Origin of the sequence: Rathayibacter sp. VKM Ac-2760 (assembly GCF_009834185.1) — a bacterium.
GTDB lineage: Bacteria > Actinomycetota > Actinomycetes > Actinomycetales > Microbacteriaceae > Rathayibacter.
In genome coordinates, this window is the sequence record NZ_CP047173.1 from 2,172,692 (window position 1) to 2,192,211 (window position 19,520).

Here is a 19,520-nt window from a genome sequence, read left to right on the forward strand (position 1 = left end):
GTCCTCAGGCGGCCCGGGTGCGCGTCCGCAGCCGGTACAGGCTGGTGGTGGCGGCGATGAAGAGGTCGGTGCCGTCGGGTCCGCCGAAGCAGACGTTCGCCACGACCTCCGGCACGGGCGCGAACAGCAGCTCGGCGCCGTCCGGGGCGAAGACGTGCACGCCGTCTCCGGCGGAGGACCACACCCGGCCGCGCTCGTCGACGGCGATGCCGTCGGGCAGGCCCTGCTCGATCACCGCGAACAGCCGGCCGTCGCGGGCGCCGGCTCCGCGGTCGACGACGTCGTAGGCGCGGATCCAGTGGCCGGGACCGTCCTCGAGGCCGCGCGCGCTGTCGGTCACGTAGACGGTCGCGCCGTCCGGTGAGAAGGCGATGCCGTTCGGCTGCACGATGTCGGTGACGACCGGCGCGAGGCCGTCCTCGGCGCTCCAGCGGAAGACCCAGCGCTCCCCGTACTCGCGCTCGCCCGGGTGCCCCTCGGCAGGCTGCCGGATGCCGTAGTCCGGGTCGGTGAACCAGTAGGATCCGTCGGGCGCGACCGCGACGTCGTTGGGCGAGTTGAGCCGTCCGCCGTCCCAGCTCGAGACGAGCTCCTCGACCGTGCCGTCCGGCCGCTCGCGCTCCAGTCGGCGCAGCCCGTGCGAGCACTGCACGACGCTCCCGTCTTCGTCCAGCAGCCGGCCGTTGGTGAACTCCACGCCCTCGCGGTGCACCGAGGTCTCCCCGGTCGCGCTGTCCCACTGCAGGATCCGGTCGTTCGGGATGTCGCTCCAGCGCAGACGACCCTCCGCCGGGATCCACAGCGGCCCCTCGCTCCAGACGGCACCCGTCCACAGCCGCTCGAGTCCGCCGTCGCCCTGCAGGAGCGTCTCGTTGTCCGTCCGTCCCTCGTCCGCTGTCTCGTCGCTCATCGGCTCCCGCCCGTCCTCTCGTCCTCGTCCTCGCGGAGGGCCGCCCGGACGGCGCCCTCCAGCCTTCCCGTGTCCCCGAAATCCCCGGCGCGCTCCGCCACGACGGTCCGGAGGACCTCGTCGGGCGCCACTCCCGCGGAGAGCAGCTGCACCACGCGATCCAGGACGCGGCGCAGATGAGCGTCGTAACCGTCGATCAGCTCCGGACCGCCCGTCGGACCGTGGCTCGGGACGATGATCGCGGGTGCCATGGCGCGCAGCCGCTGGAGGCTCCGCAGCCACGGTCCGATGCGCGAGTGCGGGCTCGCGAACGCCGGAGCACCGGCCATCGCGAGGTCGCCGGCGAAGAGCACCCGGTCCTCCCGCACGAGGGCGGCCGTGTCGCCCTCGGTGTGGTTCGTCCCCATGGCCGTGATCAGCACCGCGACTCCGCCGAGGTCCAGCTCGATCGTGTCGTCGAAGACGACGTCGGCGGGCCGGAACACCGCCCCCTCGAGCAGGCGCCGGTAGTGCGGGGACGCCGCTCGGAAGTCGTCGGCCACCGCCGGGGCGGTCGTCTCGAGCTCGCGCACCTGGCTGCGCGCGCGCAGCAGCACGACGTCGGAGGGGAAGGCGCCGGCACCGAGATCGTGCTCGGGGTGGGTGTGGGTGGTCAGCAGCAGCAGCGGGCGCTCTCCCGCGACGGACCGCGCGGCGGCGAGGACCCTCGCGCCGTTCTCCGCGCCCATCCCGGTGTCGACGACCAGGGCCCTGCGCTCGCCGACGACGACGCCGACGTTCGGGACGCGGGCCAGCGAGCCGTCGGGGACGAGGTGCACGTGGTCGGAGAGCCGGTGCAGCGTCTCCGGCCGGATCAGCGGGTCGGGCAGGTCGGTCGCGCCGGGCCCGGTCGCGCGGGGCGCGGTCGTTCCGGGTCCGGTCATGCCGGGATCACCGCCGTCGACTCGCGGACGACCAGCTCGCACTCGTGCGGCAGGACCCCGCGCCGCTGCTCGCCGCCGAGCATCGCCAGGACCGACTCGGCGGCGAGGCGCCCGAGCTCGTCGAGCCGAGGATCGACCGTCGTCAGCGGCGGACGGGAGGCCAGCGCCATCACGTCCCAGTTGTCGAAGCCGACGACGGAGACGTCCTCGGGCACCCGCACGCCGTCCTCCTGAAGCTGCTCGACCACGCCGCGCGCGATCTGGTCGCTCCCGCAGAAGACGGCGTCGTAGGGCCGCCCGTCGCGGGTGAGGATGCTGGCGGCCTGCCGCCCCCAGGCCTCGCTCCAGCTGCCCCACATCGCGGTGACGTCCTCGGCGGCGACCCCGGCCGCGGCGAGCTCGTCGAGCATGCCGGCGTAGCGCAGCCGGGCGGCCAGGTGCTTCTGCGGACCGGAGATGTAGGCGATGCGGCGGCGGCCGAGGGCGAGCAGGTGCGAGACGGCGAGCCGTCCGCCGTGCTCGTCGTCGATGACGATCGACAGGTCGTCGGGCTGCTGCGACCGGGCCAGGACGTAGCAGACCGGGACCCGCGTCGAGATGGCGATCGGCGGCCGGGTCTCGGCGCGCCGGCCGGTGACGATCACGGCGTCCACCCGCCGGGCCAGGAACGTCTGCAGGTGGTGGTTCTCCCGGATGGGATCGCCGCGGCCGTCCGCGAGCAGCACCGAGATCTGACCCGCACTCAGAGCGTCCTCGACGCCGAGCATCAGCGGGATCGCGAAGCGGCTGAAGCTGTCGGTGGTCAGCAGGCCGATCGTGTAGGCGCGGGTGGTGCGCACCTCGCGCCGGGCGACGCCCGGGTCGTAGCCCAGCCGGCGGGCGACGCCCTCGATGTGCTCGCGCGTCTCGCCCCGCATCCGGCCGGTTCCGCTCAGCGCCTTCGACACCGTGCTCAGCGAGACGCCCGCCTCGCTCGCGATCCGCGCCAGCGTGATCCGCTGTCCGTCCATCACGTACCTCCTTTGCGCAGTCAGTTTTCCCACTGTTCACCGACACCGCAAGGTCGATCTGAGAAAGATTGGGAAAGTTTTGCTTTGTGCGCATCCCGACTCCGACACTGGGTGAGGCCCACGGCCCTGTCATCTCGAAGAGGAGAAATCATGAACAGACCGACGCGATTCACGGTCGGCGGCGCGACCGTCCTGGCCGCGACCCTGGCGCTCTCCGCCTGCGGAGCGGCGAGCGGCAGCACCGGCTCCGGCGAGGCGAGCGAGCTCACGATGTGGGCGCGCTCCTCCACCCAGGACTACACGGAGGCGCTCGTCGACGCCTACAACGAGTCGCACGATACGCAGATCGAGCTGACGATCGTCGCCTCGGAGAGCTTCCAGCAGAAGGTCGGCGCGGCGGCCGGAGCGGGCTCGCTGCCCGACATCCTCGCGTCCGACGTCGTCTACGCCCCCAACTACGCCAAGCAGTCGGTCTACCTCGACATCACCGACCGCATCGCCGAGCTCCCCTACGCGGACGATCTCGTCAAGGCGCACGTCGACGCCTCGACCTTCGACGGCAAGAGCTACGCCGTCCCGCACAAGGTCGACTCGAGCTTCATCTTCTACAACAAGGACCTCTTCGCGAAGGCGGGACTGGACCCGGAGAACCCGCCGACCACCTACGACGGCATCTACGAGGCCGCCAAGGCGATCACCGCGCTCGGCGACGACACCTACGGCGCCTACTTCCCCGGCAGCTGCGCCGGCTGCAACGCCTACACCTCCTTCGGAGTGGCGAAGGCCGCCGACGAGGTGCCGTTCAGCGACGACGGCGCGACCGCGGACATCGACAGCGACGCGCTCGCCGACTGGTTCGGCCTCTACCAGCGCCTCTACGCCGACGGCCTCGTCGCGCCCGGAGCCTCGACCGGCGACTCCACCACCCAGCAGGAGCCCTTCCTGCAGGGCAAGGCGGGCATCTGGCCGAACGGCTCGTACTCGATCCCGTCCGTCAACGAGACCGTCGACTTCGACTGGGGCTACATGCCGCTCGCCACGGCGGACGGCAGCGGCACCGGCACGTTCGTGGGCGGCGACGTCATCGGCATCTCCGGAACCTCGAAGAACGCCGACGCCTCGTGGGACTTCATCCAGTGGACGCTGGAGGAGGACCAGCAGGTCGACATCGTCGCGAAGTCGGGCAACCTGCCCGTCCGCGTCGACCTCGCGGAGAACGAGTACACCGCCGCGGACCCGCGACTGGTCGCCATCACCGCCGGTCTGGCGAACGGCTACACCCCGTCGACCCTGGCCTACGGCGAGGCGATCAACTCCCCGAACGGTCCGTGGCTGACCGCCATGCGCGGTGTCGTCTTCAACGGCGAGTCCGGCGCGCTGGCGGACGGCCAGTCGGCGATCCAGTCCCTGCTGGACGGGGCCTACTGATCGTGGCCACCACCACTCTTCCCGCGGGGACGGCGCCTGCGCTCCGTCCCCGCGGGCGGACCGCCGCCTCGCGCGAGCAGCTCGCCGGCTGGGCGTTCATCGCCCCGACGGCGGCGACGATCCTCGTCCTCTTCGTCCTGCCCCTGGGCATCGTCGTGTTCATGTCGCTCAGCGACTGGCCGCTGCTCGGGTCGCCCACGGTGATCGGCATCGGGAACTACATCGACATCTTCACCGACCCGGGCTACATCGGCGCCATCCTCTTCACCCTCGGCTACACCGCGCTGGCGACCGCCTCGATCTTCGTGCTCGCCCTGGTGCTCGCGGCGTTCCTCAACTCCACCCGGCGCGGAGCGAAGTTCTACCGGATCGCGATCTTCGCCCCCTACGTCGTCGGACTCTCGACCGCGAGCCTGATGTGGGTCGTGAACTACAACGACCAGGTCGGGATCTTCGCCCAGGCGCTCCGCTGGCTCGGGATCGTCGACGGTCCGGTCGGCTTCTTCGACACCCCGCTCAGCGCCACCCTCGCGGTGACCTTCATGATCGTGTGGAAGTTCGTCGGCTTCCAGGTGGTGATCCTCCTGGTCGCGCTGCAGTCCATCCCGTCGAGTGTCAACGAGGCCGCCCTGATGGACGGCGCCAACGCGTGGCAGCGGTTCCTCTTCGTCACCCTGCCGTTCCTGCGGCCGACCCTCGCGCTCCTGCTCGTGCTGTCGGTCACCGGCTCGCTGCTGGCCTTCGACCAGTTCACCGTCATGACGCAGGGCGGACCCGACAACTCGACCGTGACGATGGTGATGTCGATCTACAACACCGCCTTCACCTCGTTCGACCTCGGCAAGGCCGCCGCCCTGTCGATCATCATGCTCATCGCCCTCGTGGTGATCAACGGCGTGCAGCTGCGCCTGGTGAAGGGATCCGAGAAATGAGCACCACCGCCGTCCGACCTCCCTCGACGACTCCCCCGGAGCCGTCCCTGCACGCGATGCCGCCCCGGCGCCGGGAGGGCTGGCGGTCGAGGGTGCGGGGCGTCCCGTTCCACGTCACCGGCATCGTCCTGGCGTTCCTCTTCCTCTTCCCCCTGCTCTGGTCGGTGCTCAACTCGTTCAAGACCCCGGGCGAGGCGAGCGCCGCGCCGCCCACGCTCTGGCCGCAGGAGTGGAGCACCGCGAACTACGACGAGCTCGTGCAGAACGGCGAGGGGCTCGGCCAGTACGTCGGCAACTCGCTGATCGTGGCGACGGTCTCGGTCGTCCTGACCATGGTGATCGCGACGCTGGGCGGCTACGGCTTCGCCCGCTTCCGGTTCCGCGGCAAGAACCTCGTCTTCCTCGCGGTGATCGCGGTGCTGATGGTGCCGCACGCCACGCTCGTGCTGCCGCTCTACTTCATGTTCGCCCGGGCCGGCATGCAGGACAGCCTCGTCGCGGTGGGCCTCGTGCTCACGGTGTTCCAGCTGCCCTTCAGCATCTTCCTGATGCGCAACAGCTTCGAGGCGATCCCGGTGGAGCTGGAGGAGGCCGCGCGGGTCGACGGCGCCTCCTCGATCGCCGTCTTCCTCCGGGTCTCGCTGCCGCTGGTGCTGCCGGGGGTGGTGACGGTCGCCCTCTTCGCCTTCCTGGTGTCCTGGAACGAGTTCTTCATCCCGCTCCTGCTGCTGAACGACGGCTCGACGTTCACCCTCTCGGTGATGCTCGTCAACATCCGCACCGGCGCCTACGGATCGATCGACTGGGGGCTGCTGCAGGCCGGCACCACCGTCGCGATCCTGCCCTGCCTGGTCCTCTACCTGCTGCTGCAGCGCTTCTACATCGGTGGTCTCACCGAGGGCGCCCTGCGCGGCTGACCTCTTCCACGCCCTTTCACGAACTGAGGAAACACCTGTGACGATTCACGCCTCCTTCGACGCGCTCCCCCTCGGGTCGGTGCGTCCCGCCGGCTGGCTGCGCCGCCAGCTCCGCATCCAGGCCGACGGCCTCTCCGGACACATCGAGGAGATCTGGAAGGACCTCGGTCCCGACTCCGGCTGGCTGGGCGGGCCCGGCGAGAGCTGGGAGCGCGGCCCCTACTACCTCGACGGCCTCGTGCCGCTCGCGCACCTGCTCGACGACGACGTCCTGATCGAGCGCACGCAGAAGTGGATCGAGTGGATGCTCGCCAGCCAGCGGCCGGACGGGCAGTTCGGCCCGGCCGGCAACGACGACTGGTGGCCCCGGATGGTCGCGGCCAAGGTGCTGCAGCAGCACGCGGAGGTCACCGGCGATGCCCGCGTGCTCCCCTTCCTCGAGCGCTACTTCGAGCACCAGCTGCGCGAGCTGCCGGCCCGACCGCTGCACGACTGGGCCGCCGCGCGCGCCGCCGAGAACGTCCTCGCCCTGGCCTGGGTGCACGAGCGCGCCCCGCGGGACGAGTGGACGCGCCTGGCCGAGCTGCTCTTCGGCCAGGGACCCGACTGGGACGACGCCTTCTCGGACGGCCTGATCACCGGACGTGCGATGTACTTCGACCACCGCACGCACGGGCCGAACGTCGCGATGGCGCTGAAGAACCCGGCGGTCCGCGCGCTGATGCTCGGCGGCGACGCCCACGAGGCGACCCAGCGCGCGCTGGCCAACCTGGACCGCTGGCACGGGCAGGTGCACGGCCTCTTCTCCGGGGACGAGTGGCTCGCCGGCCGCGAGGCCAACCGCGGCGTGGAGACCTGCCAGATCGTCGAGTACATGTTCACGATGGCGATCGCCGCCAGGGTCACCGGCCGCTCGGAGTACTCCGACCTCCTCGAGGGGGCCGCCTACAACCTGCTGCCCGCCTCGTCGGACCCGCGGATGGTCGCGCACCAGTACCACCAGCAGGCGAACCAGATCGAGGCGTCGACCGCCGACCGCGACTGGTCCTACAGCACCAACGGGGCCAACGTCTTCGGCTTCGAGCCGCACTTCGGCTGCTGCACGGCGAATTACCACCAGGGCTGGCCGAAGTTCGTCGCGGCGCTGTGGCTGCGGCGAGACGACGCGCTGGCCGTCACCGCCTACGGGCCGAGCGAGGTGCGCGCGAGCATCGGCGGCGGCGAGCTGGTCATCGAGGAGGTCACGGACTACCCCTTCACCGAGACCGTCACCTTCCGCGTGGTCTCGTCCACGACGACGGAGCCGACCGGGCTCCTGCTGCGCGTCCCGGGCTGGGCGGCCTCGTTCGACCTCGCGGTCGCCGGTGAGACTCTCGGCGCGACTCCCGACGACGACGGCTACGTCACCGTCGAGCGGCTCTGGGTCGAGGGTGACGAGGTCGTCCTCCACCTCCCGATGAGCCCGCGCCGCATCCGCCGCGAGCGCCAGGCCGTCGGCGTGCGGGTCGGACCTCTGGTGATGGTCGCGACGCCCGACGAGTACTGGCGTCCGGTGCCGGAGGCCCGCGGGATGGGCGAGTGGGAGGTCTTCCCGCAGCGCTCCTGGAACCAGGCGCTCTACCCGGACGCCCCGGTCCCGCTCGAGGAGTGGGACGTGCGCCGGTCGCCGGTCGGCGACGTGCCCTTCGACCGCGCGGACCCGCCCGTCCGCGTGCACGCGGTCGGCATCCGCGACCTCGCCGAGTGGACCCGCGACGGGGCGAGCGCGAGCCACCCGGTCGACGGTCCCGCGCCGGCGCGCTGGATCAACACCATCGATCTCGTGCCCTACGGCACTGCGCGGCTGCGGATCGCCGAGTTCCCGACCGTGCGGCCGGTGATCGGGGCCAAGGTGCCGCCGGACTTCACCGGCTGATCCAGCACCGCACGAGCCACCACCCGACCCCGCCGGCGGTCTACGCCGACGACGAGAGGACCCTCATGACGATCCCCCTGGCCGTGACCACCGGAGACCCCGCCGGCGTCGGCCCCGAGCTCGTCGTGCGGCTGCTCGACGAGCTGCGGGGCTCGGCCGCCGACCCGCTCGTCGTCGTCTCCTCCCGCGAGGAGCTGGCGGAGGGGCTGGAGCGGAGCGGCCTCGCTGTCGCTCTCGACGAGCTCCTGGAACCCGGTCGCGTCCGCCTGGTCGAGCCGGCCGGCTCCTGGCCGTCCGCTCGCGGTGCCGTGAGTGCCGCGAGCGGACGGTGGGCGCTCGCCTGCCTCGAGCGCGGACTCGAGCTGCACGCGGCGGGCGAGATCGGCGGGCTGGTCTTCGGCCCGCTGAACAAGACCTCGCTGCACGAGGCGGGGATGACGGAGCCGGACGAGATGCGCTGGTTCGAGAACCGGCTCACGGGCTCGCACACGGCCTCGGAGGTGAACGTGACCACGTCGTTCTGGACCTCCCGGGTGACCTCCCACGTCGCCCTCCGCGAGGTCGCGGACCTCGTCACGAGCGATCGCGTCCTCGAGTCGATCGCCCTCCTGCACGATCTGCTGGTCGGCGCGGGCACTCCGGCCCCGCGGATCGCCGTCTGCGCGCTCAACCCGCACGCAGGCGAGCACGGCCTCTTCGGCGACGAGGAGATCACCCGGATCCGCCCGGGAGTCGAGCGCGCGGTCGCCTCCGGGCTCGATGCGGCGGGGCCGTTCCCCTGCGACACCCTGTTCCGGAGGGGCTTCGACGGCTCCTTCGACGGGATCGTCACGATGTACCACGACCAGGGCCAGATCGCGCTGAAGACCCGGGCCTTCGACGGCGGGGTGACGCTGGAGGCCGGGCTCGACCTGCCGATCTGCACGCCGGCCCACGGCACCGCCTTCGACATCGTCGGCACCGGAGCGGCGACGCTCGACTCGACCCGCAACGCCTACCGGCTCGCGCGGCGCCTCGCCTCGGCAGGCGTCTCCGCTCACTGAGTCGCGGTGGCCTCGACGGTCAACCCGCGGAGCACCGCGGCGATCGTCACGCGCTGGGTGAGCGCAGCGTCGGCGTCCACGGGCCACTGGCTCACGGTGCCGACGTGCGCCGCGACGACGGCCTTCGCCAGGACGGACGGCTCGACGATCGGGACGCGGCCGTGCACGGCCGCGAGAGCGATGAACCGCTCCCCCAGCTCGCGGGGGACGCGGCCGTCGTCGATCAGCATCCGCTCGGCGAAGGCGGGGTCGGCGGCGGCCCGCGCCAGCAGCACCGACCGCAGGGAGAACCACTCGCGGCTGGTGGGCAGCGCGTCGAGAAGGGCGCGCACGGCGTCGTCGAGCGTCTCCTCGCGGCCGTCCTCCTGCACCTGAGCCTCGAGGGCGAGGTGGAGCCGCCCCCACACTCGCGCGGCCTGCTCCTCGTGCAGGGCGAGGTAGAGCTGGTCGACGCCGGCGAAGTTGGAGTAGAAGGCACCGCGGGTGAAGCCGGCCTGCGCGCAGATGTCCTCGACGCGCTGGCTGATGGTGCCGCTGCTCTCGAAGAGGGTGGCGGCCGCCGCGACGAGGCGTCGTCGCGTCTCGCTGCGACGCCGGACGGGGGTGGGCTCGCCGTTGTTCACAGCGTCAGCCTAGGCGGGCCCTTGCTCGGCGCGCACTTCTTCAGTACGTTCTGTATTCGATGCGAAACGTATTGAAGGCGGAGACAGGACCGACCGACGAAGCGTCGGGAAGGGTACGACGGAGGACGCCGTGGGTGCCCTTGGCGGCCGTCGGCCTCGTCGGGGCGGTGCTCGCCTGGCTGAACCAGGTGCCGTGGTGGGGCTGGCTCGTCGTCGCTGCGGCTCTGGCTCTGGTGGCGTTCGCCGCGAGGGTCTGGCGTCGCCGGCGCTGGTTCGTTCGAGGAGCGGCCTGGATCGCGGCGGCGGCGGTCGTCGGAGCGCTAGCGCTCGCGGCGGGGCCGCCCGCTGCGACCCGGACCCTCGACGGTCCGCGCACCGACACGGTGGCCACCCGGCAGGGCGATGTCGTCGGAGTGCGGAACGCCTCGGCCGGCGTCGACGCCTTCGCGGGCATCCCCTACGCCGCTCCGCCGGTCGGGGCACTGCGGTGGGCGGCGCCGAGCCCGGCCCCGCAGCGGTCGACCGTCCTCGTCGCCGACGACTTCGGACCCTCCGCCGTCCAGCCCGAGCCGTCCTTCGTCTCCCGGGCAGCCACCCGCGTGCTCGACCTGCCGCTGGAAGAGACGCTGCTCGGCGGCTACGACACCGACGAGGACAGCCTGCACCTGAACATCTGGCGGCCGTCCGACCCTGCCGCCGAGGCCCTCCCGGTCCTCGTCTACCTGCACGGCGGCGGGTTCGTGGCCGGCTCCGGCGCCCTGCCCGCCTACGACGGCACCGCGCTCGCCTCCCGCGGCGGCACGGTCGTGGTCTCCCTGAACTACCGGCTCGGGGTCTTCGGCTTCCTCGCCGAGGACGCCCTCGGCGGCAGCACCCCGGGCAACCAGGGCCTGCTCGACCAGGTCGCCGCTCTGCAGTGGCTGCAGGACAACATCGCCGCGTTCGGCGGAGATCCGGACCGGGTGACCGTCGCCGGTCAGTCGGCCGGCTCGGGCAGCGCCTGCCTCCTCGGGACCTCGCCCCTGGCCGCCGGACTCCTGCACGGGATCATCGGCGAGAGCGGCGGCTGCCTGGGCACGGTCGGCGACCGCGAGGACGGCGACCTCTACGACAGCGCCGCCGTCGCGCGCGAGGCGGCGGTCGGCCTGAGCGAGGCCCTCGGCGGGGCGAGCCTGGCGGAGATGCGGGCGATGCCGGCCGCGCGCATCGCTGAAGCGGCGAAGAGCCTCTCCACGCACTGGTGGCCGACCGTCGACGGCGTGGTCCTCCCCGACACCCCGAGCGTCGTCTACGCGGCCGGGCAGCAGAACGACGTCCCCCTCCTCCTCGGCAGCAACTCCGACGAGACGTCACTCGACCTGATCAGCGGCGTCGACTCGGACCCCGATACCTACGCCCGGGAGGCGCGGGAGGAGCACGGCGCCGACGCGGACCGCTTCCTCGAGCTCTACCCGGGCGGCGACGCAGGCCAGGTCACGGAGTCGCGCCTGCGGGCCGGCACCGACGAGTCGATGACCGCCCCGATGCGCCGGTGGGCGCTCGCGGCCGCCGCCTTGGGGACGGCGCCCGTCCACGTCTACTCCTTCACCCGCACCCCACCCGACCGCGGCCTGGAGCGCTTCGGCGCATACCACGGTGCCGAAGTCATGTACGCCTACGGGAACCTCGGCGCGGACGGCGACGCCGACTACACGGCCGTCGACCGCCGACTCGAGAACGAGATGAGCGGGCGCTGGCTCGCGTTCGTCGCGGGCGTGGAGCCGGGCGTGCCCGGTGGCGAGCGCTGGCCCTCGTTCCAGGAGGCCCCCGAGAGCGTCCTCGAGTTCGGCGACGTCGTCCGCGTCACGGGTCGTCCCTCCCCGGACGCCGTCGACTTCTGGCTGCGCCGATGAGCAGAATCGAGGAGGTCGGTCGAGGGATGAGCGTCGAGCGGACGTGGCTCTGACGCGCGCGGAGCGTCCTAGCGGCGGTCCTGATGCCCGGGGCGCTCCCCCTCGCCGGCCCGGGGTGCCGCGCGGCTCGACTCGCGCTCCACGACGCGGACGGTGCTGACGAATTCGACGGGGGCGGTGCCGCCCGTGCGACCGGCGTCGATGCGGCTGACCAGCAGTTCGACGGCGGCCCGCGCCATCGCGGCGTGGTCGGGGTCGATCGTGGACAGCGACGGCACCGAGAATCCACTCTCCTCGAGGTCGTCGAAGCCGATCAGCTTCACCTGATCCGGGACGGCGACTCCCGCGTCCGCGAGCCCCCGCAGCGCGCCCAGAGCGAGGGTGTCGGTCACGCAGAAGAGGCCGTCGAACTCGAGACCCTGCGCGAGTGCGCTCGCGACGGCGTCGCGCCCGGCGGCGAGGCTGAAGGCGGTGACCGGGAGGAAGAGCGCCGGGTCGGCCTCGGTCCCCGCGGTGGCCAGGGCCTCCGCGTAGCCGCGGTAGCGCAGGCTGGCGGCGCTGGGCTCGCCGTCGGTGCGCTCGTCGAGGATCGCGATCCGCCGGCAGCCCTGCTCGAGCAGGTGCCGGGTGGCCAGCGCGCCGCCGTCGACGTTGGCCATCGCGACGTGGTCGACCGGCCCGTCGAAGATCCGCTCGCCCAGGATGACGACCGGGTAGTCGACCCGGAGCTTGTCGACGTCGGCGGCGCCGAGCCCGACGGTGCTGAGGATGAGGCCGTCGTACATCCGGTTCCGTGAGGCGCGGAGGGCGTCGATCTCGCTCTCGCGGCTGGCCCCGGTCTGCTCGATCGCGACGCTGAGGCCGTGCGTGCGGGCCTCGGCGATGATGCGGGCGGCGAGCTGACCCCAGTAGGGCCGGTCGATCTCGGCGACGGCGAGGCCGATGGTGAAGGTCCGCCCCGCGCGCAGATTCCGGGCGGCGACGTTGATCCGGTAGTCGAGCTCGTCCATCGCCCGCACCACCTTCTCGCGCGTCGTCGCCTTGACGTGCGGGTGGTTGTTGATCACGTTCGAGACCGTCATCGGCGAGACCCCCGCCGCTGTCGCCACGTCTCGGATGGTCGCCATCCCGCACCTCCTGGTCGCCGCAGGCTGAGTGGCCCGCACTGGAAACGATATCGATACAAATCGGCTCTTGACAGCGCTGCGGCGCGCGCCGATGATCTGTGTATCGATACAAGTTCGGCGAGGACGCCGAGGAAGCGAGTGCGGCCGATGACGACCGAGACGACGGCGATCGAGACGGCGACCGACACGACGGCGACTGAGACGACGACGATGGAGACGACGACGCGGGCCGGGAGCCCGGCCATCCCGGGCCACTACGCCGATCCGGCGCTGGTGTCGCTGGACGGCCGCTTCTACCTCTACCCCACGACCGACGGCTCGGACGGCTGGTCCGCGACCGCGTTCGAGGCCTTCTCCTCCGACGACCTGGTGACCTGGCGGGCCGAGGGCGAGATCTTCTCGGTCGTCTCCGGGACCGACTGGGCCGAGGGGCACGCCTGGGCGCCGGCCGTCGCCGGGCGGAACGGGCGCTACTACCTCTACTTCACGGCCGACGACAGCATCGGCGTCGCCGTCGCGTCGTCGCCGACCGGTCCGTTCGTCGATTCCGGGCGGCCGCTGGTGGCCCGCGGCGCCTACGCCGGCGTCGCGATCGACCCCTCGGTCTTCGTCGACGACGACGGCACCGCCTACCTGCTCTGGGGCAACTCGGTGGCGCACCTGGTCGTGCTGAACGACGACATGGTGTCCTTCGATCCGGCGACCGAGACCGCTTGGACGCCGACGGGCTTCCGCGAGGCGCCCTCGCTGCACCGGGCGGGCGACGTCTACGTGCTGTCCTGGTCGGAGAACGACACCCGCGCGGCCGACTACCGGGTCCGCTACGCGACGTCGCCCTCGGTGCGCGGGCCGTGGACCGACCGCGGAGTGCTGCTGCAGAAGGACGCCGACCGCGGAGTCCTGGCCACCGGGCACCACTCGGTCCTCCGCGTCAGCGACGAGGACTGGGTGATCGCCTACCACCGCTTCGCGATCCCCGGCGGCAGCGGCTACCGGCGCGAGATCGCCCTCGACGTCTTCCGCCACTCCCCCGACGGCACGATCCCCGAGATCGTCCCGGGGTCGACCCGCGTCGCCGCACTCGGCGTCTCCGCCTGATCAGCAGGCCCTCGAACCCCTCCCTCACTCCCTCACTCCACCCCCCCCCGCGAGAAAGAGAAGCAATGCCGCTTTCATCCTCCGTCCGCTCCGCCGGCCGTCCCTCCCTCCGCGCTCTCCGTTCGGGCGCGCTCCGTTCGGGCGCGCACCGTCCGGGCCCGCGCCGGCTGCTCGCCGGCCTCGGCGTGGTCGCCGCGACCGCGCTCGCGCTGACCGGCTGCTCCGGCGCCGGTTCGGGAGACGCGAACTCCGTCAGCTTCCTCTCCTGGGACAACGCCGCGACGATGGAGCCGATCATCGCCGCCTTCGAGAAGGCGAACCCGGACATCGACGTGCAGATGTCGTATGCGCCGCCCGTTGCGGAGTACATCTCGAAGCTGCAGACCCAGCTCGGTTCGAACACCGGCACCGACGTCTTCATCATCACGGCCGAGAACAAGACGCAGCTGATGGACGGCGGCTTCGTCGCCGACCTCGCCGACCAGCCGTTCGCCGAGCAGCTGGCCGACGCGGCGAAGCAGACCTACTCCCGCGACGACGCGCTCTACGGCGCCGCGCCGGCCTCCTGGGGCGGCGGCATCCTGTACAACGCGGCACTGCTCGAGCAGGTCGGCTTCACCGCTCCCCCGGCGACCTGGGAGGAGTTCCTCGACCTCTGCCGGAAGCTGCAGGACGCGGGGATCACCCCGTTCTACGAGGCCGGCGACCAGCTGCCGATCAGCCTGGCCGCCCTGCTGGGCCTGCAGAACGAGAAGCTCGGCGGCACGATGGACGAGGACATCTGGTCCGGGAAGACGACCTTCGCCGACACCTGGACCGAGCCGCTGACCCAGTGGAGCGAGCTGTTCGAGTCCGGCGTCGAGCCGCGCTCGGTCGTCGGCCTGACCGGCGACGCCGTGACGCAGGAGTTCGCCACCGGCAAGGTCGCCATGACGACCACCGGCTCCTGGGGGCTCGGCACCGTCCGCTCCACGGCGCCCGATCTCGACATCGACTTCATGCCGATCCCCGGCGACTCCGCGTCGTACTGGGCCGGCGCCGTCTCGCCCGGCTACGCGATGAACGCGAAGTCGACCCACCAGGATGCGGCCGCGAAGCTCGTCTCCTACCTCGTCTCGCCCGAGGGCATCGGGCAGTACCAGAAGGCGACGGCCTCGATCACGACCACGAAGGACTTCACGCCCACTCTCGATCCCGCCCTGGACACGATGGCCCCCGCCGTCCGGGACGGGCAGTTCTACCTGCCCCAGGTCTCCTGGATCGACAACAACGCCGCGCTGGGCACCGAGGTCACCGCGCTGCTGCAGCAGCTGATCCAGGGGCAGCTCTCCCCCGAGGAGGTCGCGCAGGCGATGGACACGAAGCTCGCCTCCCTGCGCTGATCTCACCGCGCTGACGACGCCGCGCTGCCCCCGCCGCGGGGAGCCCGACCCGACCGGGCTCCCCGCGCCTCCCCGTTCCCCTGCTCGTGAAAGGACGTGCCGACGATGGCACTCACCACTCCGCTGCGCCGGAGCGGAACCGCTCCCACGGAACCGCTCGCCGCCCGCGCGATCACCGACCTCCCGGGCGCCCGCGGTGCCCGCTTCCGCGAGAGCTTCGCCGGCGGCCTCTTCCTCGTGCCGATCGCGATCGTCTTCGTCGTGCTCTACGTGATCCCGATGGGGCAGTCGCTCTGGTTCAGCCTGACCGACTTCGACGGCTACTCCGAGCCCTCGTTCGTCGGCCTGGCGAACTACGCCTCGATCTTCCGCGACCCGTCGATGCTGCAGGCGCTGACATTCACCCTCGGCTACGCCCTCGCGACCACGGTGCTCGTCACCGCCTTCGCGATCCCGCTCGCGCTCGCCCTCAACCGGCGCTTCCTCGGCCGGAACATCGTCCGCAGCGTCTTCTTCTTCCCCGCCGTCCCGTCCGTGGCGATCCTCGGTCTCGTCTGGGGGTTCATCCTCAGCCCGCTCGGCTCGGGAGTGCTCAACTCGGCCCTCGGCGGGATCGCCGGCCTCGCGCCGATCGGCTGGCTGTCCGACTCGACGCTCGCGCAGATCTCGGTCGTCGCGGTCGCGATCTGGGCGCAGACCGGCTGGCACGCGATCCTCTACCTCGCCTACCTCCAGGCGATCCCGCAGGACTACTACGAGGTCGCCCGGATCGACGGCGCCACCGGCTGGCAGACCTTCCGCTCGATCACCCTGCCGATGCTCGTCCCGGCGATCTCGGTCAGCCAGCTGCTGCTGATGACGAACGGGCTCAAGGTCTACGACCTCCCGTTCACTCTGACCAGCGGCGGACCGGGCTTCTCGACCCGCACGCTCACCCAGTCGCTCATCGAGAGCGGCATCGCGCAGTCGCGCGTCGGCCAGGCGTCCGCCCTCGCCGTCCTGTTCCTGATCGTCGTCGCGCTCGTCGTCGTCGTCCAGCTCGCGGCCTCGCGCCGCCTCGAGAGGAGGTACTCATGAGCGACCGCAGCACCCCGCAGACCCGCAGCACCCCGCAGGCCCGCGGCCCCCGGCAGGACCGCAACCCGCTCCTCACCCGCAGCCACCTGCTGCTCACGGCGGTCATGCTGCCGATCGCCGCGCTGATGGCGGTGCCGTTCTACTACATCGTCGTCAACACCTTCAAGACGCAGGCCGAGACCGCGAACGCGCCGCTGGCCCTGCCGACGACGCTGAATCTGGACAACTACGTCACCGTGTTCCAGACCACTCCCCTGCTGCAGAGCTTCGGCAACACGCTCTACGTGACCGTCCTCTCGATCGCGCTGATGCTGCTGGTCGGCTCGCTCGCCGCCTTCGGCATGCTCATCGCGCGCGGTCGGGTGGCCGTCGTCTTCGGGGTGGTCCTCGTCATCGCCTTCCTCGTCCCGGGGCAGGCGACCCTGATTCCCCTGTACCGGATGCTGACGACCTTCCGGCTCGTCGACGACCTCAACGGCCTGATCGTGCTCTACAGCGCCGGCGCGATCTTCTGCTACTTCCTGATCCTCGGCTACATGAAGACGGTGCCGACCGAGATCATCGAGGCCGCCCGGATCGACGGCGCCGGCTCGTTCCGGATCTACTGGTCGCTGATCCTGCCGCTGATCCGCCCGATCCTGGTCACCGTCGGCGTCTTCCAGACGATGTGGGTGTGGAACGACTTCATCACGCCGAACGTCTTCCTCTCCAGCCCGGCCAAGCAGACGCTGGTGCTCCAGGTGTACTCGGCGGTCGGGCAGTTCACGACGAACTGGCCGGTGTTCATGACCCTCAGCGTGATCGTCCTGCTGCCGATGCTGGTGTTCTTCATCGCGATGCAGCGGCACATCGTCTCCGGACTCGTGCAGGGCAGTGTGAAGGGATGAGCCGGTACCTCTTCTCCTACTTCACCTCGCAGAGCGAGCCCGAGGGCGAGCAGGTCCGCTTCGCGCGCAGCGTCGCGGACGACCCGCTGCACTGGGAGGCGCTGCACGGCGGCGAGCCCGTGCTGCGCTGGACCGGCGGGCGCGGCGGGGTGCGCGATCCGTTCCTCCTGCGCGCCGCCGGCCTGCCCGGCGAGACCACGGCGTTCTACCTCCTCGGCACCGACATGCGGGCGCACGGGCAGGACACCCGGGAGTTCTGGGACGCGGAGCAGCGGCACGGCAGCCGGGGCATCGTCGTCTGGGAGTCGGCGGATCTGGTGACCTGGACCGAGCCGCGCCTGGAGCTCGTCGCCCCGCCGGCGGCCGGCAACACCTGGGCTCCGGAGGCGGTCTTCGACGCCGAGCGCGGCGAGTACCTCGTCTTCTGGGCCTCCGCACTGCACCCCGAGGGCACCGAGCGCGTCGACTCCTACAACCGGATGCTCGCAGCGACCACCCGCGACTTCCGGCACTGGTCGGAGCCGGTGGTCTGGAGCGACCCGGGTCACTCGGTGATCGACGCGACCGTCGTGCGCGAGGGCGAGTGGTGGTACCGCTTCGTCAAGGACGAGCGCAGCCCCGCCTCCGACACGCCCGCGGCGAAGTTCATCACCGTCGAGCGCTCGCGCGACCTGCACGCCACCGCGTGGGAGCTCGTCCGCGAGCGGGTGGGTGCCGGGACCGCCGAGCGCCCCGGAGTCGTGCACGGCGAGGGGCCGATCGTCGTGCCCGCGGCGGACGGCGGGCCGGTCGTCCTGCTGATCGACGAGTTCGGGCTGCGCCGCTACCTGCCGTTCCTGGGCGACACCCTCGACACGGAGGCGTGGGCCCTCGCCGAGGACTTCGCGCTGCCGCCCGGCGCCAGCCACGGCTCCGTGCTCGCGGTCACCGACGAGGAGTGGAGCCGGCTCGGCTGACGCGAGCCGCGGGCTGCTCGACCAGCAAGGAGCGGGCCTACTCGACCAGCGACGCGGGCGCGTCCGCGGGCGCGGCCTCGCGCAGGTACTGCGCCGAGATGGTGCGGTAGGACCGGGTGAGCAGCGCCAGGCCCGCCGCGACGATCATGACGACGCCGCCGATGAGGAAGACCAGGGCGATGCCGCGGCCGATCCCGTCGCCGAGCAGCCAGCCGTAGGCGGAGCGGCCGGCGGGCGACTCCATGTAGGGGATGAGCGCGAACTCGGCGATCGGCGCGATGAGGAACGCGGTGACCGGTGCCGCCGCCGACTCGAACGCCGCGGCGAAGCCGAAGACCCGGCCCTGCGTCTCGAACGGGACGACCTTCTGGATCACCGTCTGCTCGGCCGCCTCGACAGCCGGGATCAGCGTCATGTAGATCCAGATGCCCCCGGCGTAGAGCCACCACCAGTCGCGGAGGGTGAACACCGCGCCGATCAGGCCCATCGCCATCACGAGCAGCAGCATCGTGCGGATCGGATTCCGCCCGAGGCCGAACTTCGCGATCAGCAGCCCGCCGATGATGAAGCCCGTCGCGGTCACCCCGAGCACGACGCCCCACAGCTCCACAGGGAACAGCTCGAGCCCGTACGGATCCATCAGCGCCATGTACACGCCGCCGATCAGGTTGTTGAACGTCGAGAAGACGATCAGCGCGAACAGCCCGGTCGCCGCGCGCACCGCGGTGATGCTGCCGCGCAGATCGATCAGCGGCGCCCGCTCACCCGTCGCCGCCGGCGCGTCCTCGGGGATGCGCAGGACGAGCAGGTGCCCGAGCGCAGCGGCGGACACGCCGATCGCGATCAGCATCGTCCAGCCCATGCCGAGCAGCCCGATCGAGAGCCCGCTGAACACGCTGGTGACCACGAAGGCGAGCCCCTGTACCGTGCCCACCAGGCCGTTCGCATTGGCGTGCCGCTCCACGGGGACCAGCAGCGTCACGGTCGTGGAGAGCGCGATGTTGCGCATGTTCTCGATGACGGCGCCGAAGAGGATCGTGCCGGAGAACAGCCAGAACCACGGGCCGCCGAAGTCCAGCAGCGCCGCCTCCGGGAGCGCGAGGTACAGCCCGCCCGCGATGCCGAACGCCACCAGCGTGACCGCGCCCGCGAAGAGCATCACCCGGTACTTGCGGTGCCGGTCCACGATCGTGCCGAACGCCATCGCGAAGACCGCGACGAGCAGCATGTACGCGCCGCCGATGACCCCGGTGGCGAGCACCGATCGCGTCTCGAGGTACACCCAGAACGTCAGCGCGAACCAGAGGAAGCTGGTCGTGACGTTCGCGACGGCGGTGTTGACGAGGATCTGCCCGAAGGTGCGGATGCTCGCGGCACCCTGGGCGTCGGTCTCGGAGCTC

The 19,520-nt window shown here is 71.5% G+C and carries 17 protein-coding genes; 11 read left to right on the plus strand and 6 right to left on the minus strand.

The genetic code is table 11. The features are described from left to right. Positions 1-4: 4 nt before the first annotated feature. From GSU72_RS09850 to GSU72_RS09860, 3 genes are read right to left on the minus strand one after another with little or no spacing between them, the layout of a single operon-like run. Complete coding sequence (locus GSU72_RS09850; RefSeq protein WP_159984851.1) at positions 5-910, minus strand: SMP-30/gluconolactonase/LRE family protein; 906 nt, start codon at positions 908-910, stop codon at positions 5-7. Then, positions 907-1,833 carry an MBL fold metallo-hydrolase gene (locus GSU72_RS09855; protein WP_159984852.1) on the minus strand — a complete coding sequence of 309 codons (927 nt, stop codon included), beginning with the start codon at positions 1,831-1,833 and terminating at the stop codon, positions 907-909. Before GSU72_RS09855 ends, GSU72_RS09850 begins: the two co-directional genes overlap by 4 nt. Next, the gene (locus GSU72_RS09860) at positions 1,830-2,843 is read right to left on the minus strand and encodes a LacI family DNA-binding transcriptional regulator (RefSeq protein WP_159422783.1); all 1,014 of its coding nucleotides are present in this window, start codon (positions 2,841-2,843) and stop codon (positions 1,830-1,832) included. Before GSU72_RS09860 ends, GSU72_RS09855 begins: the two co-directional genes overlap by 4 nt. A 150-nt stretch (positions 2,844-2,993) precedes the next feature. Here GSU72_RS09860 and GSU72_RS09865 point away from each other — a divergent pair, with 150 nt between their 5' ends. From GSU72_RS09865 to GSU72_RS09885, 5 genes are all read left to right on the plus strand, one after another. Then, positions 2,994-4,271 (plus strand): sugar ABC transporter substrate-binding protein, encoded by a 1,278-nt coding sequence (locus GSU72_RS09865; RefSeq protein ID WP_123737056.1) that lies wholly within the window; start codon positions 2,994-2,996, stop codon positions 4,269-4,271. A 2-nt stretch (positions 4,272-4,273) separates the two neighbouring features. After that, a complete protein-coding gene (locus GSU72_RS09870; protein ID WP_243581886.1) occupies positions 4,274-5,203 on the plus strand; it encodes a sugar ABC transporter permease in 930 nt (309 codons plus the stop codon). Beyond that, entirely contained in the window at positions 5,200-6,120 is a 921-nt protein-coding gene (locus GSU72_RS09875; RefSeq protein ID WP_208545041.1) for a carbohydrate ABC transporter permease, read from the plus strand. Before GSU72_RS09870 ends, GSU72_RS09875 begins: the two co-directional genes overlap by 4 nt. Positions 6,121-6,157: 37 nt before the next feature. Beyond that, complete coding sequence (locus tag GSU72_RS09880) at positions 6,158-8,035, plus strand: beta-L-arabinofuranosidase domain-containing protein (RefSeq protein WP_159984853.1); 1,878 nt, start codon at positions 6,158-6,160, stop codon at positions 8,033-8,035. A 65-nt stretch (positions 8,036-8,100) separates the two neighbouring features. After that, entirely contained in the window at positions 8,101-9,078 is a 978-nt protein-coding gene (locus tag GSU72_RS09885) for a 4-hydroxythreonine-4-phosphate dehydrogenase PdxA (RefSeq protein WP_159984854.1), read from the plus strand. Here GSU72_RS09885 and GSU72_RS09890 read toward each other — a convergent pair. After that, on the minus strand, positions 9,072-9,701 hold the full coding sequence (locus GSU72_RS09890; protein ID WP_159984855.1) for a TetR/AcrR family transcriptional regulator: 630 nt from the start codon (positions 9,699-9,701) through the stop codon (positions 9,072-9,074). The two genes, GSU72_RS09885 and GSU72_RS09890, sit on opposite strands and share 7 nt — an antisense overlap. A 134-nt stretch (positions 9,702-9,835) precedes the next feature. Between GSU72_RS09890 and GSU72_RS09895 the strand changes: the two genes are divergently transcribed. Continuing rightward, positions 9,836-11,593 carry a carboxylesterase family protein gene (locus tag GSU72_RS09895; protein WP_208545042.1) on the plus strand — a complete coding sequence of 586 codons (1,758 nt, stop codon included), beginning with the start codon at positions 9,836-9,838 and terminating at the stop codon, positions 11,591-11,593. A gap of 68 nt (positions 11,594-11,661) precedes the next feature. Here the strand turns inward: GSU72_RS09895 and GSU72_RS09900 are convergent, their stop codons facing one another. After that, positions 11,662-12,720 (minus strand): LacI family DNA-binding transcriptional regulator, encoded by a 1,059-nt coding sequence (locus GSU72_RS09900; RefSeq protein WP_159984857.1) that lies wholly within the window; start codon positions 12,718-12,720, stop codon positions 11,662-11,664. Between the two features lie 147 nt (positions 12,721-12,867). Between GSU72_RS09900 and GSU72_RS09905 the strand changes: the two genes are divergently transcribed. The 5 genes from GSU72_RS09905 to GSU72_RS09925 all read left to right on the plus strand — a co-directional run bounded on the left by GSU72_RS09905 (position 12,868) and on the right by GSU72_RS09925 (position 18,120). Further along, positions 12,868-13,818, plus strand: a complete 951-nt coding sequence (locus GSU72_RS09905; protein WP_244255749.1) for a family 43 glycosylhydrolase — start codon at positions 12,868-12,870, stop codon at positions 13,816-13,818. 65 nt (positions 13,819-13,883) lie between these two features. Then, entirely contained in the window at positions 13,884-15,200 is a 1,317-nt protein-coding gene (locus GSU72_RS09910; RefSeq protein WP_159984858.1) for an extracellular solute-binding protein, read from the plus strand. Positions 15,201-15,305: 105 nt separating this feature from the next. Continuing rightward, complete coding sequence (locus GSU72_RS09915) at positions 15,306-16,277, plus strand: sugar ABC transporter permease (RefSeq protein ID WP_159984859.1); 972 nt, start codon at positions 15,306-15,308, stop codon at positions 16,275-16,277. Next, complete coding sequence (locus GSU72_RS09920) at positions 16,274-17,164, plus strand: carbohydrate ABC transporter permease (protein ID WP_159984860.1); 891 nt, start codon at positions 16,274-16,276, stop codon at positions 17,162-17,164. Before GSU72_RS09915 ends, GSU72_RS09920 begins: the two co-directional genes overlap by 4 nt. After that, positions 17,161-18,120 carry a glycoside hydrolase family 43 protein gene (locus GSU72_RS09925; RefSeq protein ID WP_159984861.1) on the plus strand — a complete coding sequence of 320 codons (960 nt, stop codon included), beginning with the start codon at positions 17,161-17,163 and terminating at the stop codon, positions 18,118-18,120. The genes GSU72_RS09920 and GSU72_RS09925 overlap by 4 nt, the downstream gene beginning before the upstream one ends. Before the next feature lie 37 nt (positions 18,121-18,157). On the opposite strand, the gene GSU72_RS09930 is transcribed toward GSU72_RS09925, so the two are convergent. Then, complete coding sequence (locus GSU72_RS09930) at positions 18,158-19,486, minus strand: MFS transporter (protein WP_159986765.1); 1,329 nt, start codon at positions 19,484-19,486, stop codon at positions 18,158-18,160. Positions 19,487-19,520 lie beyond the last annotated feature (34 nt).